The sequence below is a fragment of the Carboxylicivirga fragile genome (genome assembly GCF_050589805.1).
Lineage (GTDB): Bacteria > Bacteroidota > Bacteroidia > Bacteroidales > Marinilabiliaceae > Carboxylicivirga > Carboxylicivirga fragile.
Window position 1 is genome coordinate 1 of sequence record NZ_JBNGOY010000048.1, and the last position, 23,053, is coordinate 23,053.

At 37.6% G+C, this 23,053-nt stretch carries 20 protein-coding genes; 4 read left to right on the forward strand and 16 right to left on the reverse strand.

What is annotated here, in order from left to right; all coding sequences use genetic code 11:
* Positions 1 to 170 precede the first annotated feature (170 nt).
* Positions 171 to 878 (reverse strand): Crp/Fnr family transcriptional regulator, encoded by a 708-nt coding sequence (locus tag ACRD7B_RS18085; protein ID WP_430826028.1) that lies wholly within the window; start codon positions 876 to 878, stop codon positions 171 to 173.
* 110 nt (positions 879 to 988) lie between these two features.
* Here ACRD7B_RS18085 and ACRD7B_RS18090 point away from each other — a divergent pair, with 110 nt between their 5' ends.
* Positions 989 to 1,402, forward strand: coding sequence for an OsmC family protein (locus ACRD7B_RS18090; protein WP_430826029.1), 414 nt, complete (start codon positions 989 to 991; stop codon positions 1,400 to 1,402).
* A gap of 108 nt (positions 1,403 to 1,510) precedes the next feature.
* On the opposite strand, the gene pheS is transcribed toward ACRD7B_RS18090, so the two are convergent.
* The 6 genes from pheS to ACRD7B_RS18120 all read right to left on the reverse strand — a co-directional run bounded on the left by pheS (position 1,511) and on the right by ACRD7B_RS18120 (position 7,058).
* The gene (pheS, locus tag ACRD7B_RS18095) at positions 1,511 to 2,533 is read right to left on the reverse strand and encodes a phenylalanine--tRNA ligase subunit alpha (protein ID WP_430826030.1); all 1,023 of its coding nucleotides are present in this window, start codon (positions 2,531 to 2,533) and stop codon (positions 1,511 to 1,513) included.
* 271 nt (positions 2,534 to 2,804) lie between these two features.
* Entirely contained in the window at positions 2,805 to 4,085 is a 1,281-nt protein-coding gene (locus ACRD7B_RS18100) for a peptidylprolyl isomerase (RefSeq protein WP_430826031.1), read from the reverse strand.
* A gap of 3 nt (positions 4,086 to 4,088) precedes the next feature.
* Entirely contained in the window at positions 4,089 to 4,889 is an 801-nt protein-coding gene (locus ACRD7B_RS18105) for a peptidylprolyl isomerase (RefSeq protein ID WP_430826032.1), read from the reverse strand.
* A 223-nt stretch (positions 4,890 to 5,112) separates the two neighbouring features.
* Positions 5,113 to 5,844, reverse strand: a complete 732-nt coding sequence (locus ACRD7B_RS18110; RefSeq protein WP_430826033.1) for a peptidylprolyl isomerase — start codon at positions 5,842 to 5,844, stop codon at positions 5,113 to 5,115.
* 90 nt (positions 5,845 to 5,934) lie between these two features.
* Positions 5,935 to 6,282, reverse strand: a complete 348-nt coding sequence (locus ACRD7B_RS18115) for a hypothetical protein (RefSeq protein WP_430826034.1) — start codon at positions 6,280 to 6,282, stop codon at positions 5,935 to 5,937.
* Between the two features lie 188 nt (positions 6,283 to 6,470).
* Positions 6,471 to 7,058, reverse strand: coding sequence for a 30S ribosomal protein S16 (locus tag ACRD7B_RS18120; RefSeq protein WP_430826035.1), 588 nt, complete (start codon positions 7,056 to 7,058; stop codon positions 6,471 to 6,473).
* A 240-nt stretch (positions 7,059 to 7,298) separates the two neighbouring features.
* Here ACRD7B_RS18120 and dnaE point away from each other — a divergent pair, with 240 nt between their 5' ends.
* From dnaE to ACRD7B_RS18135, 3 genes are all read left to right on the forward strand, one after another.
* On the forward strand, positions 7,299 to 11,681 hold the full coding sequence (dnaE, locus tag ACRD7B_RS18125) for a DNA polymerase III subunit alpha (protein ID WP_430826036.1): 4,383 nt from the start codon (positions 7,299 to 7,301) through the stop codon (positions 11,679 to 11,681).
* A 138-nt stretch (positions 11,682 to 11,819) separates the two neighbouring features.
* Positions 11,820 to 12,137 carry a thioredoxin gene (gene trxA, locus ACRD7B_RS18130; RefSeq protein ID WP_430826037.1) on the forward strand — a complete coding sequence of 106 codons (318 nt, stop codon included), beginning with the start codon at positions 11,820 to 11,822 and terminating at the stop codon, positions 12,135 to 12,137.
* An 80-nt stretch (positions 12,138 to 12,217) separates the two neighbouring features.
* Positions 12,218 to 13,006 (forward strand): toxin-antitoxin system YwqK family antitoxin, encoded by a 789-nt coding sequence (locus ACRD7B_RS18135; protein ID WP_430826038.1) that lies wholly within the window; start codon positions 12,218 to 12,220, stop codon positions 13,004 to 13,006.
* Between the two features lie 52 nt (positions 13,007 to 13,058).
* On the opposite strand, the gene ACRD7B_RS18140 is transcribed toward ACRD7B_RS18135, so the two are convergent.
* The 9 genes from ACRD7B_RS18140 to ACRD7B_RS18180 form a co-directional block, all read right to left on the reverse strand.
* Positions 13,059 to 13,241, reverse strand: a complete 183-nt coding sequence (locus ACRD7B_RS18140; protein ID WP_430826039.1) for a type II toxin-antitoxin system antitoxin — start codon at positions 13,239 to 13,241, stop codon at positions 13,059 to 13,061.
* Positions 13,242 to 13,247: 6 nt separating this feature from the next.
* Complete coding sequence (locus tag ACRD7B_RS18145) at positions 13,248 to 14,099, reverse strand: SPFH domain-containing protein (protein ID WP_430826040.1); 852 nt, start codon at positions 14,097 to 14,099, stop codon at positions 13,248 to 13,250.
* Between the two features lie 185 nt (positions 14,100 to 14,284).
* Positions 14,285 to 16,558 (reverse strand): TonB-dependent receptor, encoded by a 2,274-nt coding sequence (locus ACRD7B_RS18150; protein WP_430826041.1) that lies wholly within the window; start codon positions 16,556 to 16,558, stop codon positions 14,285 to 14,287.
* 7 nt (positions 16,559 to 16,565) lie between these two features.
* The gene (locus ACRD7B_RS18155; protein ID WP_430826042.1) at positions 16,566 to 17,381 is read right to left on the reverse strand and encodes a metal ABC transporter permease; all 816 of its coding nucleotides are present in this window, start codon (positions 17,379 to 17,381) and stop codon (positions 16,566 to 16,568) included.
* On the reverse strand, positions 17,374 to 18,114 hold the full coding sequence (locus ACRD7B_RS18160) for a metal ABC transporter ATP-binding protein (protein WP_430826043.1): 741 nt from the start codon (positions 18,112 to 18,114) through the stop codon (positions 17,374 to 17,376). Before ACRD7B_RS18160 ends, ACRD7B_RS18155 begins: the two co-directional genes overlap by 8 nt.
* 1 nt (position 18,115) lies before the next feature.
* Positions 18,116 to 19,003 carry a metal ABC transporter solute-binding protein, Zn/Mn family gene (locus ACRD7B_RS18165; RefSeq protein ID WP_430826044.1) on the reverse strand — a complete coding sequence of 296 codons (888 nt, stop codon included), beginning with the start codon at positions 19,001 to 19,003 and terminating at the stop codon, positions 18,116 to 18,118.
* A gap of 10 nt (positions 19,004 to 19,013) precedes the next feature.
* Positions 19,014 to 19,412, reverse strand: coding sequence for a Fur family transcriptional regulator (locus ACRD7B_RS18170; RefSeq protein ID WP_430826045.1), 399 nt, complete (start codon positions 19,410 to 19,412; stop codon positions 19,014 to 19,016).
* Positions 19,413 to 19,495: 83 nt separating this feature from the next.
* Positions 19,496 to 20,347, reverse strand: coding sequence for a LytR/AlgR family response regulator transcription factor (locus ACRD7B_RS18175; protein WP_430826046.1), 852 nt, complete (start codon positions 20,345 to 20,347; stop codon positions 19,496 to 19,498).
* 531 nt (positions 20,348 to 20,878) lie between these two features.
* On the reverse strand, positions 20,879 to 22,903 hold the full coding sequence (locus ACRD7B_RS18180; RefSeq protein ID WP_430826047.1) for a transketolase family protein: 2,025 nt from the start codon (positions 22,901 to 22,903) through the stop codon (positions 20,879 to 20,881).
* Positions 22,904 to 23,053 lie beyond the last annotated feature (150 nt).

The following is a 23,053-nucleotide window of genomic DNA, read 5'->3' on the forward strand; positions in this document are numbered from 1 at the left end:
AGTCCCCTTCAGGGGATTTAGGGGTAACAAATATTGAAGTTAGTTACAAATTATAAGTTTCAAAGATTCTTTTTTGACTTTTGAGACAGCCTCATCTGGTAAAGATTTTTAAAAAACAAAAGCGGCTAAATTCAAATGAATTCAGCCGCTTTCTTTATGCTGTATATTTACTAAATGTAAACGTTTCCAATCTTAATTAGTTTCTGAATGTTCAGTAATTTAATCTTACGACCATTCAACTCAATTAACTTATCAGATTTAAATTCAGACAACAGACGAATCACCGATTCAGTAGCTGTACCAACCATGTTGGCTAGCTCTTCGCGTGTTAACGAAATCTGAAGTGTGTGATCTTCATCTAAATCGAAGGTGTCCATAAGAAGCAACAATACTTCAGCCAAGCGTTCACGCACAGTTTTTTGTGCAATGTCGGTTAAGAACTTGTTGGATTCTCCTAATTCGCGACAGGTCAATTTCATTAATGACATGGCAAATTCTGGATTTACCTTAATTAGGCTTGTTAGTATCTCCCCTGGTAAATAGCACAGTAATGCATCGTTTACCACTTTTGCAGTTGTACAGGCTAGCTCGTCGCTAATGGTTGAGCGGAATCCGATTAGATCACCATCTTTTGCAAAGCGAATGATCTGTTCTTTTCCGTCGAAACCAGTTTTATATATCTTCAATATACCTTTGACCACAATATAGGTACCATTAATCCGACTACCTTCATGGTACAATATATTACCACGTTTGTGTAGGGTACAGCTCATCGATTGCGTTAGTGAATCGATTTCCTCATCTGTTAAACCATTGAAGATACCATACGATAGAAGATCTACTTCATCACTAAAAGGAACATTTTGGATATTTTTCATAATCTAAAATACAACAATTAATTAAAAAGTGACAAATGTCATAAAACGACGCAAAGATATAAAAAGAGATTATATTTGTAGTAGTGTTAAACATCTAATTATATCGATATATGAAATCATCAGTAAATCTTAAGTGGACAGGTAACATGTCTTTTGAAACAGAATTGTTCGGTCATAAGTTAGTTTTAGATGCCGGAACTGATAATGGTGGGGAAGATAAAGGCCCACGACCAAAAATACTTATGTTAACAGCTTTGGCCGGTTGTACAGGTATGGATGTAACTTCCATCTTAAAAAAGATGCGAGTTAAAATAGATGATTTACAAATAATTGTAGAAGGTGATATGACCGAAGAGCATCCGAAATACTACAAAAGTATGAAGGTGATTTACCAATTTAAAGGTGAGAATTTACCAATGGAAAAATTGGAAAAAGCGGTTAGTTTATCCGAGGAACGTTATTGTGGCGTTTCGGCTTTGTATAAAAAAGCGATTCCTGTAACAACAGAAATTCAAATTGTTTAGCTCAAAAAAATGTTGTTAAACATCTGAAAAAGCAATTACAAAAAGACTAAAACAGAAAACCCTGCCTCATTTGAAGCAGGGTTTTGTATTATTTTTAAATTAAGAAATTTATATCTGAGCCGATTTAAATTGATCTAAGAAGCGTTTGTCATTTTCGAAGAACAGACGAATGTCCTTAATCTGGTATTTCAACATGGTAATACGTTCGATACCCATACCGAATGCAAAACCAGTGTATTCTTTACTGTCGATATTGCTTGCTTCAAGCACGGCAGGATCAACCATGCCACAGCCTAAAATTTCGACCCAACCAGTATATTTACATACGTTACAGCCCTTACCACCACAAAGCGTACATGAAATATCCATTTCAGCGGATGGCTCAGTAAATGGGAAGTATGAAGGGCGAAGACGGATTTTTGTGTCAGCACCAAACATCTCTTTGGCAAAATATAACAGTGTTTGCTTCAAGTCAGCAAACGATACTTCCTTATCGATGTATAAACCTTCAACTTGATGGAAAATACAATGCGCACGTGCTGAAATAGCTTCGTTACGGAAAACACGTCCAGGGAAAATTGCTCTTATCGGAGGAGCTTGCTTTTCCATTACACGAACTTGCACCGATGATGTATGAGTACGTAATAATACATCAGGATTGGTCGCAATGAAGAAGGTATCCTGCATGTCACGGGCTGGATGTTCCGGTGGAAAGTTTAAAGCTTCAAATACGTGATGATCATCTTCAATCTCAGGGCCATCAGCAATATTGAAACCTAAACGAGCAAAAATCTCAACTATTTCGTTTTTAACGATTGATAGAGGATGTCTGCTTCCCAGCTCAAAAGAAGTACCTGGTAGGGTTAAATCCGAACCTACTTCACCATTGTTGTCTGATGAAAAAGTTTCCTTGATTTCGTTAATCTTATCGAGCGTCTGTGTTTTTAATACATTTAAAACTTGCCCAACTTCACGCTTTTGCTCATTAGGTATGGTTTTAAACTCATCAAACAATTGTGAAACCAAGCCTTTTTTACTCAGGTATTTTATTCTTAACTGTTCCGCTTCATCAGCACTTGATGCAGCCAAACTCTTTATTTCTTCAACTAATTGATTGATTTTATCTAACATGACTCAATATTTACTTTATTATAGCAAGGCTGCAAAAGTAATAAAAGCATTGTTAAGGTGGGAGCTAAAACATCGTTTTTTAAAGATGATATTGTAATAATAGTTTGTTAGTTGCTAGGCAGAAGTCAGTAGTATATTTCGTAATGTATTGATAATTAGTTGCAAATATTGATGATGCAGATTGTATTTTTTTGATAATCTGATGAGTATATTGAAGTAGGGTTTGAGCCATGCGCAATAATGAATCAATTTGAAATTAAAGATGAAGTGTTTATTTTCTAAGTATTTCAACTGTTTTGATGCGTATTTCATCAACAGGACGATCAATGGCATAGGTTGGTAGTGCAGCAATTTTATCGACAACATCCATTCCTTTAGTTACCCATGCAAATACGGTGTAATCACCATCGAGATAGGGAGCTCCACCTACAGTTGTGTATGCTTCACGTTGCTCTTGACTGTATTTGATGTTATTCTCTTTTTCTAATTCGTCGAGTTCAGTATGAGTGAAACGCCTTCCTGAAATAATGTAGAATTGCGAACCATCACTTCTATTGTGCTTATTGCGATCGGCAGGTAGTTTTGAGGCAGCGATCATGCCACGTTTATGAAATAGTCCGGGTACAATATTCATTGGAAGGTTGTAACCAGGTCCTTTCCAGCCAACCACGTCGTCTTTCTTAGCATATTTAGAGTCGCCTGCTCCTGTTTGAATCAGAAAATCTTTTATAACCCGATGCACTAACAAGCTGTCATAAAAATTATCACTTACCAATTTGATGAAATTATCGCGGTAAAGGGGTGTTTTATCTGAGAGTTGAATTTCAATATTCCCCTTGTTAGTGATAATACGAAAGCCTTTCACCTTAGTATGTGAAATGTACACCTTATTGGTTTTGGTGCGCAGGTCGTATAAGTTATGTGCATCCTTTGAACTTTCTTTTAAAAGTTGTTGTATCCACTTGGCGTGCAATAATCGGCCTTGCTTTCGGTGAGGCTGACTAATACCAGCCAGACGATGAGACTTTGCAAAATAGGGCTTTCCACTTTTTATTTTACCTGTAAAGTTCGAATATGAAATTGTATCATTTTTAACGATGGCTGAAAAATAATCTTCTTTGGCGAATAGTTTACGGTTTTTACGAAATAGCTGATAGAGCGAATCTGATTCTAATGTAGCGTCCTTTAAATTAAGATAATGTTTGTTTCGTCGATTTACTTTTAATAGTACTAAATCTAAATCGATATCATAGGCTACAAAACCAGATGTTGAACTATAATCCTCTAAATCCATTGGTGAGCACTTAGCCTTGTAGGCACCTTTCACCAAGCTGAGATTGGTTACAACAATATCAGGTGCTACATAAAACCCATAGCCATCTTTAAGGTGGCGTGTATAATGATCGAAAGTACGGATGCTTACAATGGCTTTAGCATTGCTCTTGTATGATCCTTTGAATATGCTTTTTTGCGTTTCTGCTTTTTTCGAACTTGGTGATTGGCAAGCGAAAATAGCAAATGAAATAAGCAAGATGAGGAAAGCGCGAGGCATAATTTATAATTTTACAACAGTTACCTTAATCTTAACATCGGTATGTGGTCTGCTGGCACGATCGACTTCTAAGGCTGCAATTTTATTAAGAACATTTAGCCCTTCTACTACTTCTCCAAAAACAGTGTAATCACCATCTAGTTCTGGTGTGCCACCAATATTAATGTAATCTTGTTTCTGGCTTTCGGTAAACTCTTTTTTATCTGATATGCTGTAATGAAAGTTAATTTTGTCTTTAATCTGACGTAGCAGCTTATTGAACTCTTTAGGATTCTCGGTTTTTAAGCGAGCCAGTTCTTCTTTGTGTGGAATGTAAAATTGTTGCTTTAGTTCTTTTTTAATAGGGTTGTTTGTAGCCTTCTCAATGTTAGTCAGTTCTTCCAGTTTGTACTTTCTACCTTGCACAATGTAGAATTGTGATATATCTGACATCTTAAAATGATTCACATCTTCAGGTTGGCGAGGAGCGCAGATAGCTCCTCTCTTATGGTAACATTCTTTGCTGAATTCTGAATCAATATTAATGGCTTTTCCATAACCAATGGCTCTACCCTGTGCAGCATTGCGCGAATCGGATGAGCCACCCTGAATAACAAATCCTTTTACAACGCGATAGAATAAAGTGCCATCAAAATGCTTTTTGCCAACTAAGCGTAAGAAATTATCTCTATGTGATGGTGTTTCGTTATAGAGCTTAATTTTCATATTACCCAAGTTTGTCGAGATGTTGACATAATAAATCGGTTCCTGAGCAAGGCTTAGCTGAGTCAGAATCGATATTAGTAAAAGGGTAATATACTTCATTGTTATAGCATTTTAATTGAAAGAGGGTGTCCAAAAAGTATTTTTGTGAACAAGCAAACTTACAGTTTGTTATTTTCCTTTCGTTTTACCCCTCCAAACCTCCCCTAAAGTGGAGGCTTAAGTCCCCTTCAGGGGATTTAGGGGTAGTAAAAAAAGATATTTGATTACAAATTAAAAGTAACCTAATTGTGATTTTTACTTTTTGAACACCCTCTTTTGTTTTCTACAATACCTTTAACTCTAGGATGTAAACATCTTCTTTGGGGCGGTCGTTTTCATCTTTCTCACCATTAGAAATAGCATCGATTACTTCAAGCCCTTCAACTACTTCGCCAAAAACGGTATAGTTATCATCCAGATGCGGAACCCCTCCAATTGTGCTGTATATATTCCTTAGAGAATCGGGAATTGAAACTGGAGCTAGTGCCGCCACTTTGTCCTCAACCATGCCATCAATTTTTATTTGTAAGTTCATAATGGCTGCTTGATTGCCTTGCTGTTGATAATAAGTTAAGGAATCCTTGAATTGTTCTAAAGTTTGATAGAATATACCTTTACGTTTCATTGACTTTAGGCGAGATTCAACTTCGGTGAATTGCTCCTCATTAAACGTTTTTCCCTGTACAATGTAAAATTGTGAACCCGATGATTTGCGTTGTGGATTTATTTTATCACCTGTTCGAGCCGCTGCTAGTGCACCTTTTTTATGAAATAGATTTGGAAAATCAAATTCCGCAGGAATGGTATAACCAGGACCTCCATTTCCCAACATCTTACCTGGTGCGGCATTTTTAGAATCTGGATCACCACCTTGAATCATGAAGTCGCTAATTACCCGATGAAAAAGCAAGGAATCGTAAAAGCCTTGTTCGGCTAACTTTATAAAGTTATCGCGATGCAAGGGCGTTTCATCGTAAAGCTTAATTTTCATGTCACCTTTAGTTGTATGCATCATCAGGTGTACATTTTGTCTAGGGCCTTGACAAGCAAGGACTGAAATAGAAAGTAATAATGCTGCGAATAGCTTCATGTTCGTATATTGATGTTAATTTTCAAATTCAACATTTTTGAAATAATTGAGAATGCCCTTTTTTATTAGCTGATTTTGGAAGGAAGGCATCATGGATTTGAGGTTTGGTTGTGGCTCAAAAATTGGCCATCCATCACCATCAACACCTGTTTCTTTTATGTAACCCTCGCGCAAAAGTATGCGGCAGCGTGCTACATTTATTAAATCCATCTTTTCTGTTTTCGAAAACTCTTTAAAGCCAATGCCCATTTCCTGAATTCCCATTACGAATAAAATAAATTCGTAATTAGCAGTCACGTTAAATTGCTTACTGAGGCGTAGGATCAATGCATCCCATTCTAATTCAAAATCACTTCCAGTCATAATTTATAATCTCATTTCAAAAATACCATTTCAATAGCTAAGACCAAAATATTAATTAAGATCTCGTACTGGAAGCAAACAGTACGGGGCTGATAAAGTTCTATAGCTTGGTATTAAAGCTTGCTAAATAAAAAAAGAGCAACCACAATGGTTACTCTTTTAATATCTTTTAAAAAGAATAATCTGAATTACTCAGCTTTTGGCTCTTCAGTTTCTTCAGTAGCAGGCGTTTCTTCGCTTGCTTCTTCAGCAACTTCTTCCTCACCAGCAGCTTCTGCGGCAGCGGCTTTAGCAGCAGCCTCAGCTTCAGCAGCCAATTCAGCTTTTGCAGCATTGATAGCTTCAGCTCTTTCAGCATTTACTTTAGCTTCTTGCTCTAAACGAGCTTGGCTTTCAGTTGCTTTTGCACCAGCTAATTGATCTTTCTTAGCTTGTACTTGGTTTTCTTTGTCAGCAATCCAAGTGTTGTAGCGCTTTTCAGCTTCAGCTTCATCAAAAGCACCTTTTTTAACACCTTCCAATAAGTGCTTCTTCATCATAACACCTTTGTACGAAAGAATCGCACGAGCAGTGTCAGTAGGCTGAGCACCTTTGTCAAGCCATGTAAGGGCTTTGTCAAAATTCAAATTAATTGTAGCAGGATTGGTGTTTGGATTGTAAGATCCAATACGCTCAATGTACTTTCCATCACGTGGAGATCTGCTATCTGCAACTACGATGTGGTAGTATGCATACCTTTTACGTCCATGACGTGCCAGTCTAATTTTTACAGGCATAGTATTCGTTTTAAATAAATTAAACAATTGCAAAAACTCGTTTTGCGGCTGCAAAGATAAGTCATTAAATATTAAAGACAAAACAGAATTGCTAATAAGAATCTATCAATGAGAAATAAGCCTTATTTGTACGAATAAAATAGGATTTTCTAAGTGTAATTTGGCCTTCTTTTTGTCTGGCAAAACCTTATCTTCGCAGAATGCTTTTTGGCATTGTTTGATGGATTTAATTGTGATTGCATGTTTTTAATATTTGATACCGAAACCACTGGTTTACCAAAGAAATTTAAAGCTCCCTTAACTGATTTTGATAACTGGCCAAGAATGGTTCAGCTGGCTTGGCAATGCCATGATGTTGAAGGAAACCTGTTGTTCGCCAAGAATCATGTAATTACTCCTGAAGGTTATACCATTCCTGAAGATGTTGTCGCCGTACACGGTATCAGTACTGAAATAGCCCATGAAAAGGGAATTCCATTAAAGGATGCATTACTTGACTTTGTTGAGGATGTAAAAAAGGCAAAATTCATCATTGGTCACAATGTGGAATTCGATTTAAACATTGTAGGGGCGGAATTATTACGCTGCGAGATGGAGGAGATTCTTACCTCGTCGCCTAGCTTGTGTACTAAAGATGAGAGTACAGAGTATTGCGGCTTGCGTAATAAAAGCGGGACGATTAAACCACCAACGCTTACCGAGTTACATATCAAGCTTTTTAACGCACCTTTTCCTGAGGCTCACAATGCGGCAGCTGATGTAGAATACACTACACGCTGTTTTTTGGAGTTGATTCGAGTTGATGCTATTTCGGCTCAGCGATTAAAAATGTCAGTAGCTCAGGTGCAGGCTTTCAAGCAAAATAATCCGAAGTCCATTGAGCCTGCAGGGATCAAATATGAATCGTTTAAGGTCGATAATTTTGCGGATATCTCCATTGAGGAAGAAGAGCGGAAGTTGGCTGAAGCGGCAGCTTCTTCTTCAAAGCAATCGTATGTGCATTTACACGTGCATTCGCAATATTCGATTTTGGATGGTGCAGCTAAAACCGGGCAGCTAGCTGAAAAAGCAAAGCAGCAGGGTATGCCAGCAGTTGCTTTAACAGATCATGGAGGCATGTTTGGCGTTAAGGAGTTTCATGTGGCATGTAAAAAAGCTGAGGTGAAGCCAATTATTGGCGTTGAGGCATATGTTGCAAAACGTGGTCATTTACGAAAAGATGATAAGACGGATGCATCGGGGCATCACATTATATTATTGGCCAAAAACTACACAGGTTATCAAAATCTGTTAAAGCTTACTTCTATCGCCCATACAGTTGGGATGTATTATAAACCTCGTATCGATAAAGATTTGCTAAAGGAGCATAACGAAGGTGTGATTGTTAGCAGCGCCTGTTTGGGTGGAGAAGTGTCTCAACATATTATGGCTGGTAATTTCGACAAGGCTCGCGAAACCATACTTTGGTTTAAGGAAGTTTTTGGCGACGATTATTATTTAGAAATACAACGCCATAAAAACGATGATCCTCGTTTACGCATTGATGTGTGGGAGAATCAAGTTAAGGTTAATAAGGTAATTCGTGAATTAGCGCAAGAATTGGGTGTAAAAGTTATTGCAACTAACGATGTGCATTTTGTGGAGCCAGAACATGCTGAGGCGCATGATGTATTGGTTTGTTTAAGTACCGGACGTGATTACGATGATCCAACTCGAATGCGTTACACCAAACAGGAATGGTTTAAAACAGTTGATGAGATGAATCAATTGTTTGCTGATGTTCCTGAAGCACTTGCAAACACGGCTGAAATAGCTGATAAAGTGGAGTTTTTTGAACTCGATTCAGATCCCATTATGCCTCCATTTAATATCCCTGAAGATTTTGGAACCTTTGAGCAGTTCAAAGAGAAATATAGTGAGGCTGACTTGATTGAGGAATTTACAGAAAAAGCGCTAATGCGTTTGGGAGGTTATGAGAAGACCTTACAAATTAAACTCGAAGCAGAGTATTTAAAGTTTCTGGCTTTTAATGGGGCACGTGAAAGATGGGGAGAAGAATTGGAGGATTCAGTAGTTGAACGTATCGATTTTGAGTTGGATACGATTAAAACAATGGGTTTCCCTGGTTACTTTTTGATCACACAGGATTTTATTAACTGGGCAAAAGATAATGGTGTACTCGTTGGTCCGGGGCGTGGTTCGGCGGCAGGTTCCGCTGTAGCTTATGCCATAAAAATTACTGATGTTGATCCCATCAAATACGATTTGCTGTTTGAGCGTTTCTTGAATCCCGATCGTGTGTCCATGCCCGATGTCGATATTGACTTTGATGATGATGGACGACAAGCGGTATTGGATTATGTGACTGATAAATACGGTAAGGATAAGGTAGCGCATATTTGCACCTTTGGTACAATGGCTACCAAGAGTTCAATCAAAGATGTAGCAAGGGTATTACGATTAGATCTTTCTGAGGCAAACCGATTAGCCAAGATGGTGCCTGAGGCGCCTAAGATGAGTTTTAAAAAGGCCTATAAAGAAGAGCCTTTGTTACTCAAGGAAAAAGATTCGGCCGATCCCTTAATTGCTAAAACCATAAAGTTTGCAGAGGCTCTTGAAGGTTCTGTTCGACAAACAGGAGTACATGCTTGCGGTATTTTAATTGGTAAAAATCCACTGGATCAGCATGTGCCTGTGATGCCAACCAAGGGTGAGGATTTGTTGACCACGCAATACGATGGTCGTTTTGTTGAGGATATCGGTTTGCTTAAGATGGACTTCTTAGGTTTAAAAACACTTTCTATAATAAAAGAAGTGTTGGCTAATGTTAAGCTATCTCGAGGAATTGATGTAGATATTAACAATGTGCCACTCGAGGATGAAGAAACATTCAAAATGTTTAGTCGAGGCGAAACTACGGCAATCTTCCAGTTTGAGTCGCCTGGTATGAAGAAGCACTTGCGTGCACTTCAGCCTAACCGATTTGAAGACCTTGTGGCTATGAATGCCCTTTATCGTCCGGGACCGATGGAATATATTCCTTCTTTTATTGCACGTAAGCATGGTCGTGAAGAAATAGAGTACGATCATCCGATGATGGAGCCATACTTGAAGGATACCTATGGTATTACGGTGTATCAGGAGCAGGTGATGCTTCAGTCACGCGCCTTAGGTCAATTTACCCGTGGTGATTCCGATTCCTTGCGTAAGGCCATGGGAAAGAAGATTATTGCCATGATGGATAAACTCAAGGAGAAGTTTATCAAAGGGTGTTTGGATAGTGAAGAGTTTATGAAGGGTGTGCCTGAATCGGCTAAGTCACCTGAAAAATTAATAGATAAAATATGGGGCGACTGGGAGGCATTTGCGAGTTATGCCTTTAACAAGTCGCACTCGGTGTGTTATGCCTACATTGCTTATCAAACAGGATATTTGAAAGCGCATTATCCAGCCGAATTTATGTCTGGTGTATTAAGCCGTAATTTGAGTGATATTACCAAGATCACTAACTTTATGGAAGAGTGTCGCAACATGGGAATGGATGTGTTGGGACCTGATGTGAATGAGAGTTACCGTAAATTTACTGTAAATAAGGATGGGGCGATTCGATTTGGAATGGCCGGAATTAAAGGTGTTGGAGAAGGTGCTGTTGAAGTTATTATTAAGGAGCGTGAGGAAAATGGACCATTCAAGGATGTGTATGATTTTGTTGAACGCCTACCGTTGTCAACCGTAAATAAAAAGAATATTGAGGCATTGGCATCTTCTGGAGCCTTGGATAATCTTGGTGATTATCACAGAGCGCAATTTTTCTCGCCTTTACCAAACGAGGAAACTGTTTTTATTGAGAATATTCTTCGATATGGAAACCGTTATCAGGCAGATAAGGCTAGTTCGCAGAATTCATTGTTTGGTGCCATGGAAGGTGGAGGTATCGAAATTAAGAAACCTCAGTTGCCTGATTGTATTCCTTTTTCAAACATTGAAAAATTAAACAAAGAGAAAGAATACATTGGTATCTACTTGTCGGCACATCCTCTGGATGATTATAAGTTGGAATTAACCCATTTTATCCACCATAATTTTAAGCAGCTCGATGACCTGGAAGCAATGAAGGGGCGTGATTTATCCTTTGGAGGAATGGTTGTTGCGGTTCGACGAGGAACCACTAAAAAAGGGAATCCTTTTGGAATAATGACCATCGAAGATTACAGTGGCTCCTTTGAGTTTGCTTTCTTTGGAAACGATTTTACTGAGTATTTGCCTTATCTCGAAGTAGGTTATTTCTTAATGATAAAAGGTCGGGTTCAGCCAAAGCGTTTTAATAAAGAAGAGCTTGAAATGAAAATTAATCACATTTCTTTTTTAAGTGAGTTGCGCGAGAAGATGGTGAATGTCATTACTTTAAATGTGCCGCTTAAGGCAGTTTCGCAAGAATTGACAACAGAATTAGCTCAACTCTTGTTAGATAACGAAGGAAAGGTTACCTTGAAGTTTGTAATTAAGGATTCGGAATCAAAAAATGCAGTTCAGCTTTTATCAAGAAGTATGCGCGTTGATTTAACAGATGATTTGGTTAAATATATAGATGAACATCCGGATATTACCTTGAGTATAGCTTAATATATATGGACATTTATATATGTAAGTATGAAAAAAATGAAATTTTTATAATGTAGAAGTTATTTTTAATAACTTTGTCTTTCGTTTATATAGAATTGAAATAATATTATTAATCATATTTAAGTAAAAAGATTTGCTATGTTGATTGAAGTTACGGATGCTAATTTTGAAGAGGTTGTATTAAAATCAGACAAGCCAGTATTGGTGGATTTTTGGGCTGAATGGTGTGGCCCTTGTCGTATGGTAACGCCTATCGTTAAAGAATTAGCTGAAGAGTATGGCGCAACTGCCGTAGTTACAAAAATGGATGTTGATAGTAACCCTGGAACTTCTGTTAAGTTCGGAATTCGTAACATCCCAACTATTCTTTTCTTTAAGAATGGTGAAGTTGTTGATAAACAAGTTGGAGCTGTTCCTAAAACTATATTAGCTTCTAAATTAGATGCCTTAGTATAGTATTTGTATACGAAATTAATGGGCTGTCAATTCGCGTTGACAGCCTTTTTTTTAAACTACCCCTCAAAAACAAGTTAAACATGAAAAATTTAGTTGTTTTATCAGCTATTGCGCTGATAGCTTTAAGTAGCTGTCAGTTCTTTGGTCCTGATAAAAAAGTAGTTACCAAAGGAGAAAAAAATCCTGATGGTATCGTAATTAAGAAACGTCATTTTAATGATGACCCACATTCGCCAATCGAGTGGAAAATTTCCATGAAGCCAAGTGCCGAAGGTTCTGCTGTTCGTCATGGTAAATCAATCAGATACACCAAAAGTGGTAAGGTAGCTGAGGTGATTAATTATGTGGAGAATAAAAAAGAAGGTAAGCGTTTGACTTATCATTCAACAGGTAAGATATATAAAGAGCAGTCGTACCTTAATAATAAGTTAGATGGTGTTTGTAAGCGATATGATCGCGAAGGTAAGTTGGTAGCTGAATATCCTTATAAAGGTGGATTGCCTGGAGTTGGTTTAAAAGAGTTTACCAATCTTGGGAAAGAACGTCCAGCTCCCGTATTGTCACTTAAGAAAGTTGATAAAATTAGAACCAACGGATCGTATGTGGTCGTTTGTTCATTAACCGGCGAAGGAGCAAAGCGTATTAAGTCAGTTGAATTTTATCAAGGTGATTTGTTGGACGGAAAATACCAGCATAGAAACTTGAAGAATGTTAAGAAACTTTCTGGCAAGTCAGGTGAATTTAGCATTGCATTACCCAAAGGTGCTTCTGTTAATAAAACGCTCAATTTTGTTGCTGTTGCATCAACAAGTGCAGGCTTAAAATATATTATTCAGAAGAAAATAACTATTGATGCAAGGGGAGTGTAACTTCGTATAGATGTAATGATAAAAGGGCGCCATTGGCGCCTTTTTATCATCTTTATACAGTATCATCGTCTCGTTTTTTCTTCGGAGGTTTTGAACGTTTAGCATCTTTTAAGCATTTATGTATCATCCACTCCAACTGCCCATTGACACTCCTAAACTCATCATCAGCCCATTTTTCGATCTGATTAAAAGTTTCGGGATCAATCCGTAACATAAATGATTTCTTTTTTGACATACGCTATTAATGTAGTGAACCCGTATTAATTACTGGAGTAGCTTCTTTGTCACCGCACAAAACTACCATTAAATTGCTCACCATGGAAGCTTTTTTGTCATCATCAAATTCGATAATGTTGTCTTCTGATAGTTTTTTTAAGGCATCTTCAACCATGCCTACTGCGCCTTCTACAATTTTCTTGCGAGCTGCAACTATGGCAACTGCTTGCTGGCGTTTTAGCATTGAGCTGGCAATTTCTGGCGCGTACGCTAAATACCCAATACGAGCTTCCATCACTTTTATGCCGGCCATAGCGAGGCGCTCAGTAATTTCATTTTCCAAAGCTTCGTTGACTTCATCCATCCCTGATCGTAGGGTTAAGTTGGCCCTTTCATCATCAAAATTGTCGTAAGGGTACGATCCGGCAAGTTTACGAACAGCAGCATCCGTTTGTACACGAACAAATTCTTCATAGTGATCAACTTCAAAAGCTGCTTTGTAGGTGTCTTGTACCTTCCATACCAAAATGACATTGATTAGGATGGGGTTACCAATTTTGTCGTTTACCTTAACGCGTTCGCTATCGAAGTTACGAGCTCGTAGCGAAATACGTTGTTTGGTAAAGAAAGGATTGGCCCAAAAGAAACCATTTGCCTTAACTGTTCCTTTATAGGCTCCGAATAAAACCAGCACCTTCGAACCATTTGGGTTAACGATGAAGAAACCCGGTAAAATGAAAATGATAATTGGGATTGCCAAGAGGAAAAGGAACTGATGAAACATTATCAGTCCAACAAGGGTTGTTGCAAGAATTGCAAGGAGAACTAGTAGCATTACGTAGCCACTACTCGCTTTTATTGTTTTTTCAGTTTTCATAATGATATTGATTTGATATCATAATGATACGTATAAATTTTCATAAAGTCAAAAAAGGATTGTATTTTTTATGAAATCATATACATAATGTATTAAAACAAGAAAGGAACCCTTCATTGAGTTCCTTCTCTTGTTTTAATTTGACCAGTTTATATTTTCTTGGTATTGAGTTAGATGATTATTGTTTAAAGCTTAATGTTCAGACTAACGGAGATGTTTCGTCCCATGTTGTACATGCCAATTGGTTTAAGCAGATTAAGGTGGTCAACGTACACTCTATTTAAAAGATTGTTGGCTGAGATTGACCAATCAAACTGATATTTTCCTTTATTGATTGAGGCTCCTATGCCCGCATTAAGGGTATAATAACCTGGTGTTCGTGTTTCAAATTCTGCTGGTTTATTTTGATCCGACGACATTTCGGTATTTATATTCACATAGCTGTTGTCGAAGGGTTTAATCTTTGGTGTTTTTGCACTTAATTCTACTTTTCCACGAATTGGAGGGATAAAAGGAAGGTAGGTATTGTTTTTCTGCTTGGCATATATCCATGCTCCAGTACCTTTAATGTGTAACCATTGTGCTTTCTCAGGATGAAAGTGAATGCCTGATTCTAATCCTGTAAGATAGGCGCCGTTTTGTTGGTATTGATAGACTGGTAGACCATCCTCCACTTCACCAGTTGGGCTTAAATAGATATAATTGTCGATGTAATTATAGAAGCTCGAAATGTCAAACGTAAGAAGATTGGAATGGGTGTGTAAACCAAAGTCAGCTTCGATGCTTTGTTGTGCTACTAAATCAGGATTTCCTTCTTCATGGCGACCTGCGTGTAAACCAGCTTGAGTTAATTCAGCTAGATTTGGAGCCCTAAATGCCGTTGCTACGTTTGCTCTTAATAAAATTGAATGGTTAATTTCATAAGTAGCCCCCAACGATGCACTTATGTTCTGAAAAGATCGTTCTAGTTCAATTTGCTCTTCGTGTTCTTCATGCTCTTCTTCTGTTTCCTCTTCGTGCTCTTCTCCATGATGATGCTCGCCACGTTCTTGAAGAGGAACATCTATGTGGCGATAGTCGTACCTAATGCCACCTTGAATATTGAAATGCTCGTTAGCAGTATATTGTAATAAAGTAAACGCGGATATGTCATTCATTTTTGCATCAGGAATTATTTTGCCTTCAGCCTCCTTGTTTTTGTTATTGCGATACATACCTTGAATTCCGTATATGGAATTTACTTTATCGGTAACATCTTTGTGTAGTTTTAGCTCATAGGTATAGGTTTGCAATTGACTATTGATGGCGATTCCTGCATCATGAATATCGGGTGATTCAATTTCCTTACGATTGTTAAGTTGTACTCCAAAGTTACCTTCAAGTTTTACCTCTCCCAATAGTAGAGTGTTTTTTGAAGTTATATTGTGGTTGTTTAAGTCTTGATACCATTGAGTTGGTTTTGTGCTATTGCTCAAATTCTCATTTAATACTGCAGGAACAGTCATTCCTATTAAATCCGTTTTGTAATCGTAATAGATTTTTGAATGACCATTTTTGAAGTTTAATCCTGCAAAGGTTTTAATGCTTTTAGTTTGATATCGAGAGTTTGAAACAGTGTTGTCATTGCCATCTTTATAATCGTGATGCGCCATAATACTTCCACGTATTCCCCATTGAAATTGTTTAGAACTTTGTTTTACTCCAATGGAAGAATTAGTGCCTCTGGTATTTGTAAAATAACGAAGATGAGCATCAGCTTGAAACGTATTTACGGGAGCTGGTAATTCGCGAATAAGATTTATAACACCACCAACAGCATCTGATCCATATAATAATGATGCTGGCCCTTTTATTACTTCAATACGCTCTAATCCATATTGATCAATATTAAAAGGATGATTTCTTGAGAATTGGTAGTTTTCTAGGCGAATTCCGTTGTTCAGAACTAATATATTGGTACCCGATAAACCCCTTATAACTGGTTGGCTAACTGCTGCACTTCCGCCAGCAACATCTACTCCAGGAATATTAGAAAGTATCGCGTTAACCGAAGCTTCAGGGTACGCTTGAAGCTCTTTACTATCCATGAAATCTACTTTTGTTGCAATTTTATGTTGGGTATCTGAGAAGCCCGCGGAGACTACCACCTCCTCGTGCCTTACCACTTGAGGTTCTAGTTCGATGGTGTAATGATCGTTAATGTTGCCACCATCAATGGTAAGATAAACGGTTTGATAGCCTATGTACGAAAACTGTATGGTTAATCTTGATTGTGGAATGTTTTCAATGACAAAATTACCATCGACATCACTAACATTACCTTTGTCTAATTCTAGGATGTAAATATTGACTCCTGGAATGCTTTGGTTTAAGTGCTTATCTTTTATAAGTCCTTTGATGTTATTTTGTGCAGATGCAGAAATGCCAATTAATAGTATTCCTAGTAATAGGTTCTTCATTGTGGTTCTATTTTGTAGCTAGAAGTTTATATATGCGTGAAATAGTGTAAAATCCTGTCAGTGTTAATATGATTGTAGCTCCTGATGGTAAGTCGAATACATAGGCCATGAAAAGACCAATTATGCTGCCCACTAAACTTATTACAACAGCTAGAAACATAACTTTTTTGTAAGATTTCGAAAAAAGATTTGCTGCTGATGGGGGTATTGTAAATAGTGACAATACTAATATAATACCCATTACTTTTATTGATAACACAATTGCAATTGCAATAAATATTGAAACAGTATAACGAATTGTTTTAACTGGTAGTCCTGTTGTTTTAGCATAATCTGGATCAAACGCGGTAATGATAATAGCATCATAGAAGAACCGTATTAATAGAACCACAGATAAACTTATTGCGCCTAACCATATAAGGTCGGTTTGTTTAACGGTTAGAATATCTCCAAAAAGAAAACCCATTAAGTTTGGAGTGTAGCCAGGAGTAAGAAAAACAAATATGATACCTATGGCCATGCCAAGCGACCATAGTATCGCTATCGCGCTGTCTTCGCGTAAGCCGGCTTTATTGCTGGTCCATTCAATACCAAGTGACGATAATATGGCAAATATACCTGCTCCTAGAAAAGGCGGAAATCCAAAATAATAGGCAATGCCCATACCACCAAAGGATGCGTGAGTGATGCCGCCACTGATAAATACACTTCGACGTGCTACTACATAGGTGCCTATAATGCCCGCCAATACCGATGTTAGTATAGATGCTAGTAAAGCGTTTTGAAAAAAAGCATAACTAAATAGATCGATAAAATCAGTCATGGTTGTGGTTTTTTAATACTCTGTGAGGAACGGTTCCATGGCTTATGATTTCGATAGGGCAGTTGTATGATTTTAGTATTTCGCTTGTAATTTTATTGGAAGCATGGTAATGCAGCCCGCCATTCACGCAAGCAATGGTTTTAACCATTGAGGAAATTGTTCCTACATCGTGCGAAACCAAAAGGATTGCTATCTTTTTGTTTAATTCAGCCAGCAGCTTGTATAGGTTAGCTTCAAAGGTTTTATCTACATATGTATTGGGTTCATCTAATATTAATAGGTTGGGATCGCTTATTAATGCACGACATAAAAACACGCGTTGCATTTGTCCGCCTGAAAGCTCTCCTATGGCAGAATTACAATATTCGTCCATTCCTACGAAGCTTAGTAATTCATCTACTTTAGTAAGGTGCTTTTTGGTAGGTTTATTCCACCATTTGTTTGATGAGAATCTACCAGATAGGATTACTTCCTTAACGGTTATAGGAAAGCGTGTATCGATATTATTAACCTGAGGAAGGTAGCCAATTTTTAATTCAGAGGCTTTGTGAATGGTACCTTTTGTTGGTTCCAAAAGATTCAGAATAACTTTTAATAATGTTGTTTTTCCGCCTCCATTGGGTCCAATAATACCAACAAAATCTTCAGGCGCTATTTTCAGATTAACACCATTTAATACTTCTTTGCCATCGTAACCTGCAGCTATGTCCTTTAACTCTAATAGTGCTGGCATCTTATGAATTTTCTAAGTGGTCGATAAATTTGTCCATCTCAGTATACCAATCTTCCGAAAGCGGATTGACTTGTACTGTTTTGGCATTAATTTCTTTGGCGATCACTTCGGCATTTGATTGATCAAATTCTTGTTGGATATAAATGGTTTTTATGGTCTTACCGCGTGCGTCTTCTATAGTTTTCTGCATTCTTGCAGGACTTGGTGTTTTGCCTTCAAACTCAATTGTGATTTGTTCAAACCCATAATCTTTGGCTAGGTAAGTATAGGCAGGATGAAAAATCATGAAGCTTAAATCGGGTTTTACTTCTTTAATTTTAGTTAGTCGTTGATTAAGCTTGTTGATGTCTGATAAAAGACTCTTATATCGAAGCTCAATGTTTTCCTTTTCTTTGGGAAACAACTCTATTAATCCTTCCTTAAGGTTACTAGCAATGTGAGACGCTTGTTTGGGCGATGTCCAAGTGTGTGGATCTATACCACCCGAACATACATGGTCGTGATCGCCATGATGGTGATGATGGTGTTCGCCTTGAATTACTTGTATGCCATTTGACAGATCGTACCATGTCATTTCTGAGTTCGCCTCCTTAAGACGATCATTCCAAGTTGTTTCAAAGCTAAGATGCCCCATTAGAAAATAGGCTTGTGAATTAGCAAGCTTTTGAAGTTGAGCTACGCTTGGTGCATATGTGGCATGATTCGAGCCTGGTGGGATCATTACGTTTACTTCCACTTTTTCGGGCATAAGTCGTTTCAGAAAATACTTTTGAGGGCCGATACTAACTGATAGTATTGGTTTTTGGTTTTCTGATTGTTTTGTGTTGCATGAAGAAACTATTATTAGAATACTTAATGCTATTATTTTTAAGCTTGTAATTAATTTCATTTTAGTTGTCTTAATGATTACATTTTTGACATGTTCCCTCTACTATCGTGTTTTGGGTTTTTGCACTGAATCCTTCCGGCAAATTACATTGTGGTAAAGGAGTTTCTGGTAAACAAAGTACTTTATCACATTCAACGCAGTGAAAATGCGGATGTGTACTGCCTTTCTTTGGATTAATTAATTTGTATTTTATTGTCTGATCGTCGATGACTATTTTATGGATAATATTTTTGTCTTCAAAAAGACGTATGCTGCGATACAAGGTTACTCTATCAATGTCTTCCCCCAACTTTTCTTCTATTTCTTTAGATGAAAGCGCTTGATCTTCGCGAGATAAAATACTCAATAATTTTTCACGAATGGCGGTTCGACTAACCCCGTAAGACGATAAGTATTCACTTGGATTCATATTGCATGCAACTTTGTTGCAAAAATACAAAGATATTTAGAAAATGCAACGATGTTGCAAAATAAAAAGACAACAATGTCTTTTTATTGATTCTCTCCAAATAGTTTGAAAACAGAATCAACATACGTTTTTGATACTGGAACTTCAACGGGAGTGTTCGTATCAAGCTTTATTCGCAATCCATCCTTACCACGTTCTATTAGTTTTACCTTTTTGAAGTTAACCATATACGATCGATGGCAGCGAATGATATCAATTTGTTTTAATGAGTCTTCAAGTTGTTTAAGCGTATTTCGTAAAAGAAACTTTTCTTGTTTCTGTTGATCATTGTAAAAGATAGTAACATAATTGTCAGCTCCCTGCAGATATAAAACATCCTTTAACTTTAGGGAAAGACGCATGATGCCTTTTTCATCATTAAACACGACCATGCCTTTGGTTTCTTTTTCTGGTTCTTTAGCATTGGTTAGCGCTTCAAGTTGTTCCTTGTTATCCATCCACGCAAAGTATAACCACGAAGTGGAATATGGAATTAATAAAATTAAGGATGTGTTAATGATTGATACTTCTATGGCATCTTGAAATGTTGGCGGATCTTTAAGAATGAATATTTGATAGAATGTGTAGAATAAAGACATGCTAACAATTTCGAGTGCGATCCAAAATAAGTAATTGCCCAGGTTTATACTCTTCCCCTTCTGAACCATTCGATACATTATAATGCGGCTTATGACTACCACTAAAACACCAGTAAGTATTATCAAACTTGAATAGAATAAAAATTCTAAATCAGGTACATTAATAAACTTGTGCCTTACATTAAATGGTTCGTAGAGGTTGATAAATATCAAAGCAAAACTAGCGGTAAATAAAATTAGCCGAATAATATTTTGCCTTCTTAGTAGGTAGCCTGGTATGTTTTTGCTAAAATCCATTACTTAATTGGTCGCATTAAAAGTAATGATAAATTTAAATTTATGCATTGTTTTAACAAGCAATGCAATATTAATACGCAATTTTCGCACCTGTATAGAGAATTTCACCCCTAAATATCGGTTTTTAGCCCTGTTTAGTGCTGTAAATCACATAAAATTGCAGTCTAACAAAAACTTAACTTGGTTTGTATAAACGAATCGGCAATTTTAATTCCATTCGTATTTTAAAATGAGTAATTACTCTTATTTATATCAAACTCTATGGCACGATATTCGTCGAAAGTTGCCACACACTCTTTCGATGATAGTGCCTTAGTTTTGTTAGAAAAGTTTAATGATACAAAAATATTAATGGGAATTATTTCCCATTGCTCTTAATAATTTGGTAAAAGAGAATTAGGTCGATGAGTGATTTATAGATTGATGCTTTTAGCAAAATCGCTTTTTACAACGGATATCGAGTTGACTTAATAAAAAAAAAGGGTGCTGGTTTAACGAAACCAACACCCTTTTTTAGATATTATATAGAGACTAAGCTAAGATCTCAGTCACTTGTTTAACGACGTTTTCTCCGGTGAAACCGAATTCTTTATCAAGCACAGTGTACGGTGCTGAATAACCAAAGTGGTTTAAGCCCCATACTTTACCATTTGCTCCAACTAATCCTTCTAAGGTTACAGGCAATCCTGCTGTCATGCCAAAGCGAGGAGTTGATACAGGTAGAATTTCATTTTGATAGGCAAGATCTTGTGTGCGGAATAAGCCTTCAGAAATAACTGAAACAACATTAACTTTTAGCCCTTTTTCTTCACGAAGTAATTTCGCGCCATCAACTAAAGTACTCACTTCTGAACCAGAAGCTAATAAAACAATGTCAGGTGTATCAGCATCCTTCTCAACTATGTAAGCACCTTTTTCAGCTTGCAAAGCATTTTGGTAGCTACTATTTGGTAAGTTGTTAATGTTCTGACGAGATAAGATAAGTGCAGTTGGTGTTGATGTGTTCTCCATTGCCATTTTCCAAGCAACAGTTCCTTCATTAACATCAGCTGGACGAACAACCAACATGCTATTTTCGCCGTTGTGGTTTTGCAATTTCTCCATCAAACGAATCTGGGCTTCTTGCTCAATTGGTTGGTGTGTTGGACCATCTTCACCTACACGGAAAGCATCATGTGTCCACACATATTTAACAGGCAATTCCATCAATGCAGCCATACGAGCAGCTGGTTTCATGTAGTCAGAGAATACAAAGAAAGTTCCACAGGCTACAAATACACCACCGTGTAAAGCCATACCGTTGGCAATGGCACCCATTGTTAATTCGGCAACACCCACTTGTAAGAAGGCTCCAGAGAAATCATTCTTTTTCAGAATGGTTGTTTTCTTAAGGAAACCATCGGTTTTATCTGAGTTTGCTAAGTCAGCCGACATAACAATCATGTTTTCTACTTGCTGAGCATATTCGCCTAATACTGTTGCCGAAGCGGCACGAGTTGCGGCATTTGCTTTTTGCTCAATAGCACTGTAATCAATCGCAGGAGCTTTTCCAGAAATGAAGCCAGCTAATTTAGCAGCTAATTCAGGATTTGCTTTTTCCCAAGCTGCTTGTTCAGCTTTTTTAGTAGCTGCAAACTTCGCTTTTTCTTCATTTACCTTTGTATATGCATCGGCAACAGCAGGAAACACCTGGAAAGGATTCGAAGCATCTGCACCAAGATTTTTCATGGTGTCATCAAATGAGGCGCCAGCAGCACTTAATGGTTGTCCGTGAGTAGACACCATTTTTTCGTAAGAACCACCTTCGGCAGTAACAGCACCTTTACCCATTATTGTTTTACCAATAATCAAGAAAGGTTTTTCAGTTTCGGCATTGGCAGCATCCAAAGCTAACCTGATGGCATCGTGATCGTTACCATCGATGGTCATGGTTGCCCATCCCCAAGCTTCATATTTTTTTGCTGTATCTTCAATCGTTACGTCATCACATGTTGTTGATAACTGTATGTCGTTTGAATCGTAGAACATTACCAGATTATTCAAGCCTAAATGTCCTGCAATACGACCAGTACCTTGCGAAATCTCTTCTTGTATACCACCATCCGAAATGAACGTATATGTTTTGTGGTTCATCCATTCGCCAAAGCGAGCAACCAGGAAGCGTTCAGCAACTGCGGCTCCTAATGCCATGGTATGCCCTTGTCCAAGAGGTCCTGATGTATTTTCTACACCTCGTGCAATATCAACTTCAGGATGACCAGGTGTTGGACTTCCCCATTGTCTGAAATTAGCTAGTTCATCCATTGAGTATGCACCCGTTAAAGCTAAGGCTGCATATAACATTGGCGACATGTGTCCAGGATCAAGGAAAAAGCGATCGCGGTTAAACCAAGTTCGGTCGTTAGGGTCATAATTCAAATACTCCGAAAACAACACATGAATAAAATCGGCTCCACCCATTGCTCCACCGGGGTGTCCAGATTTGGCTTTTTCGACCATGGCCGCTGATAATACTCTGATGTTGTCGGCTGCTTGTTTTGAAATGTTCTTGTCCATTACAATTTTAAAATTAAAAGATTTCACCCTACTTCTTCAGGTGGAACTTGCTAAAAAATGCTCCTCACTATTGAGGGAGCATGTTTTAGCTTGTTTCTACTGTTGTATAAAAACACAATAGTAGATCAGTCTTCAAACTTGGCGCAAAAA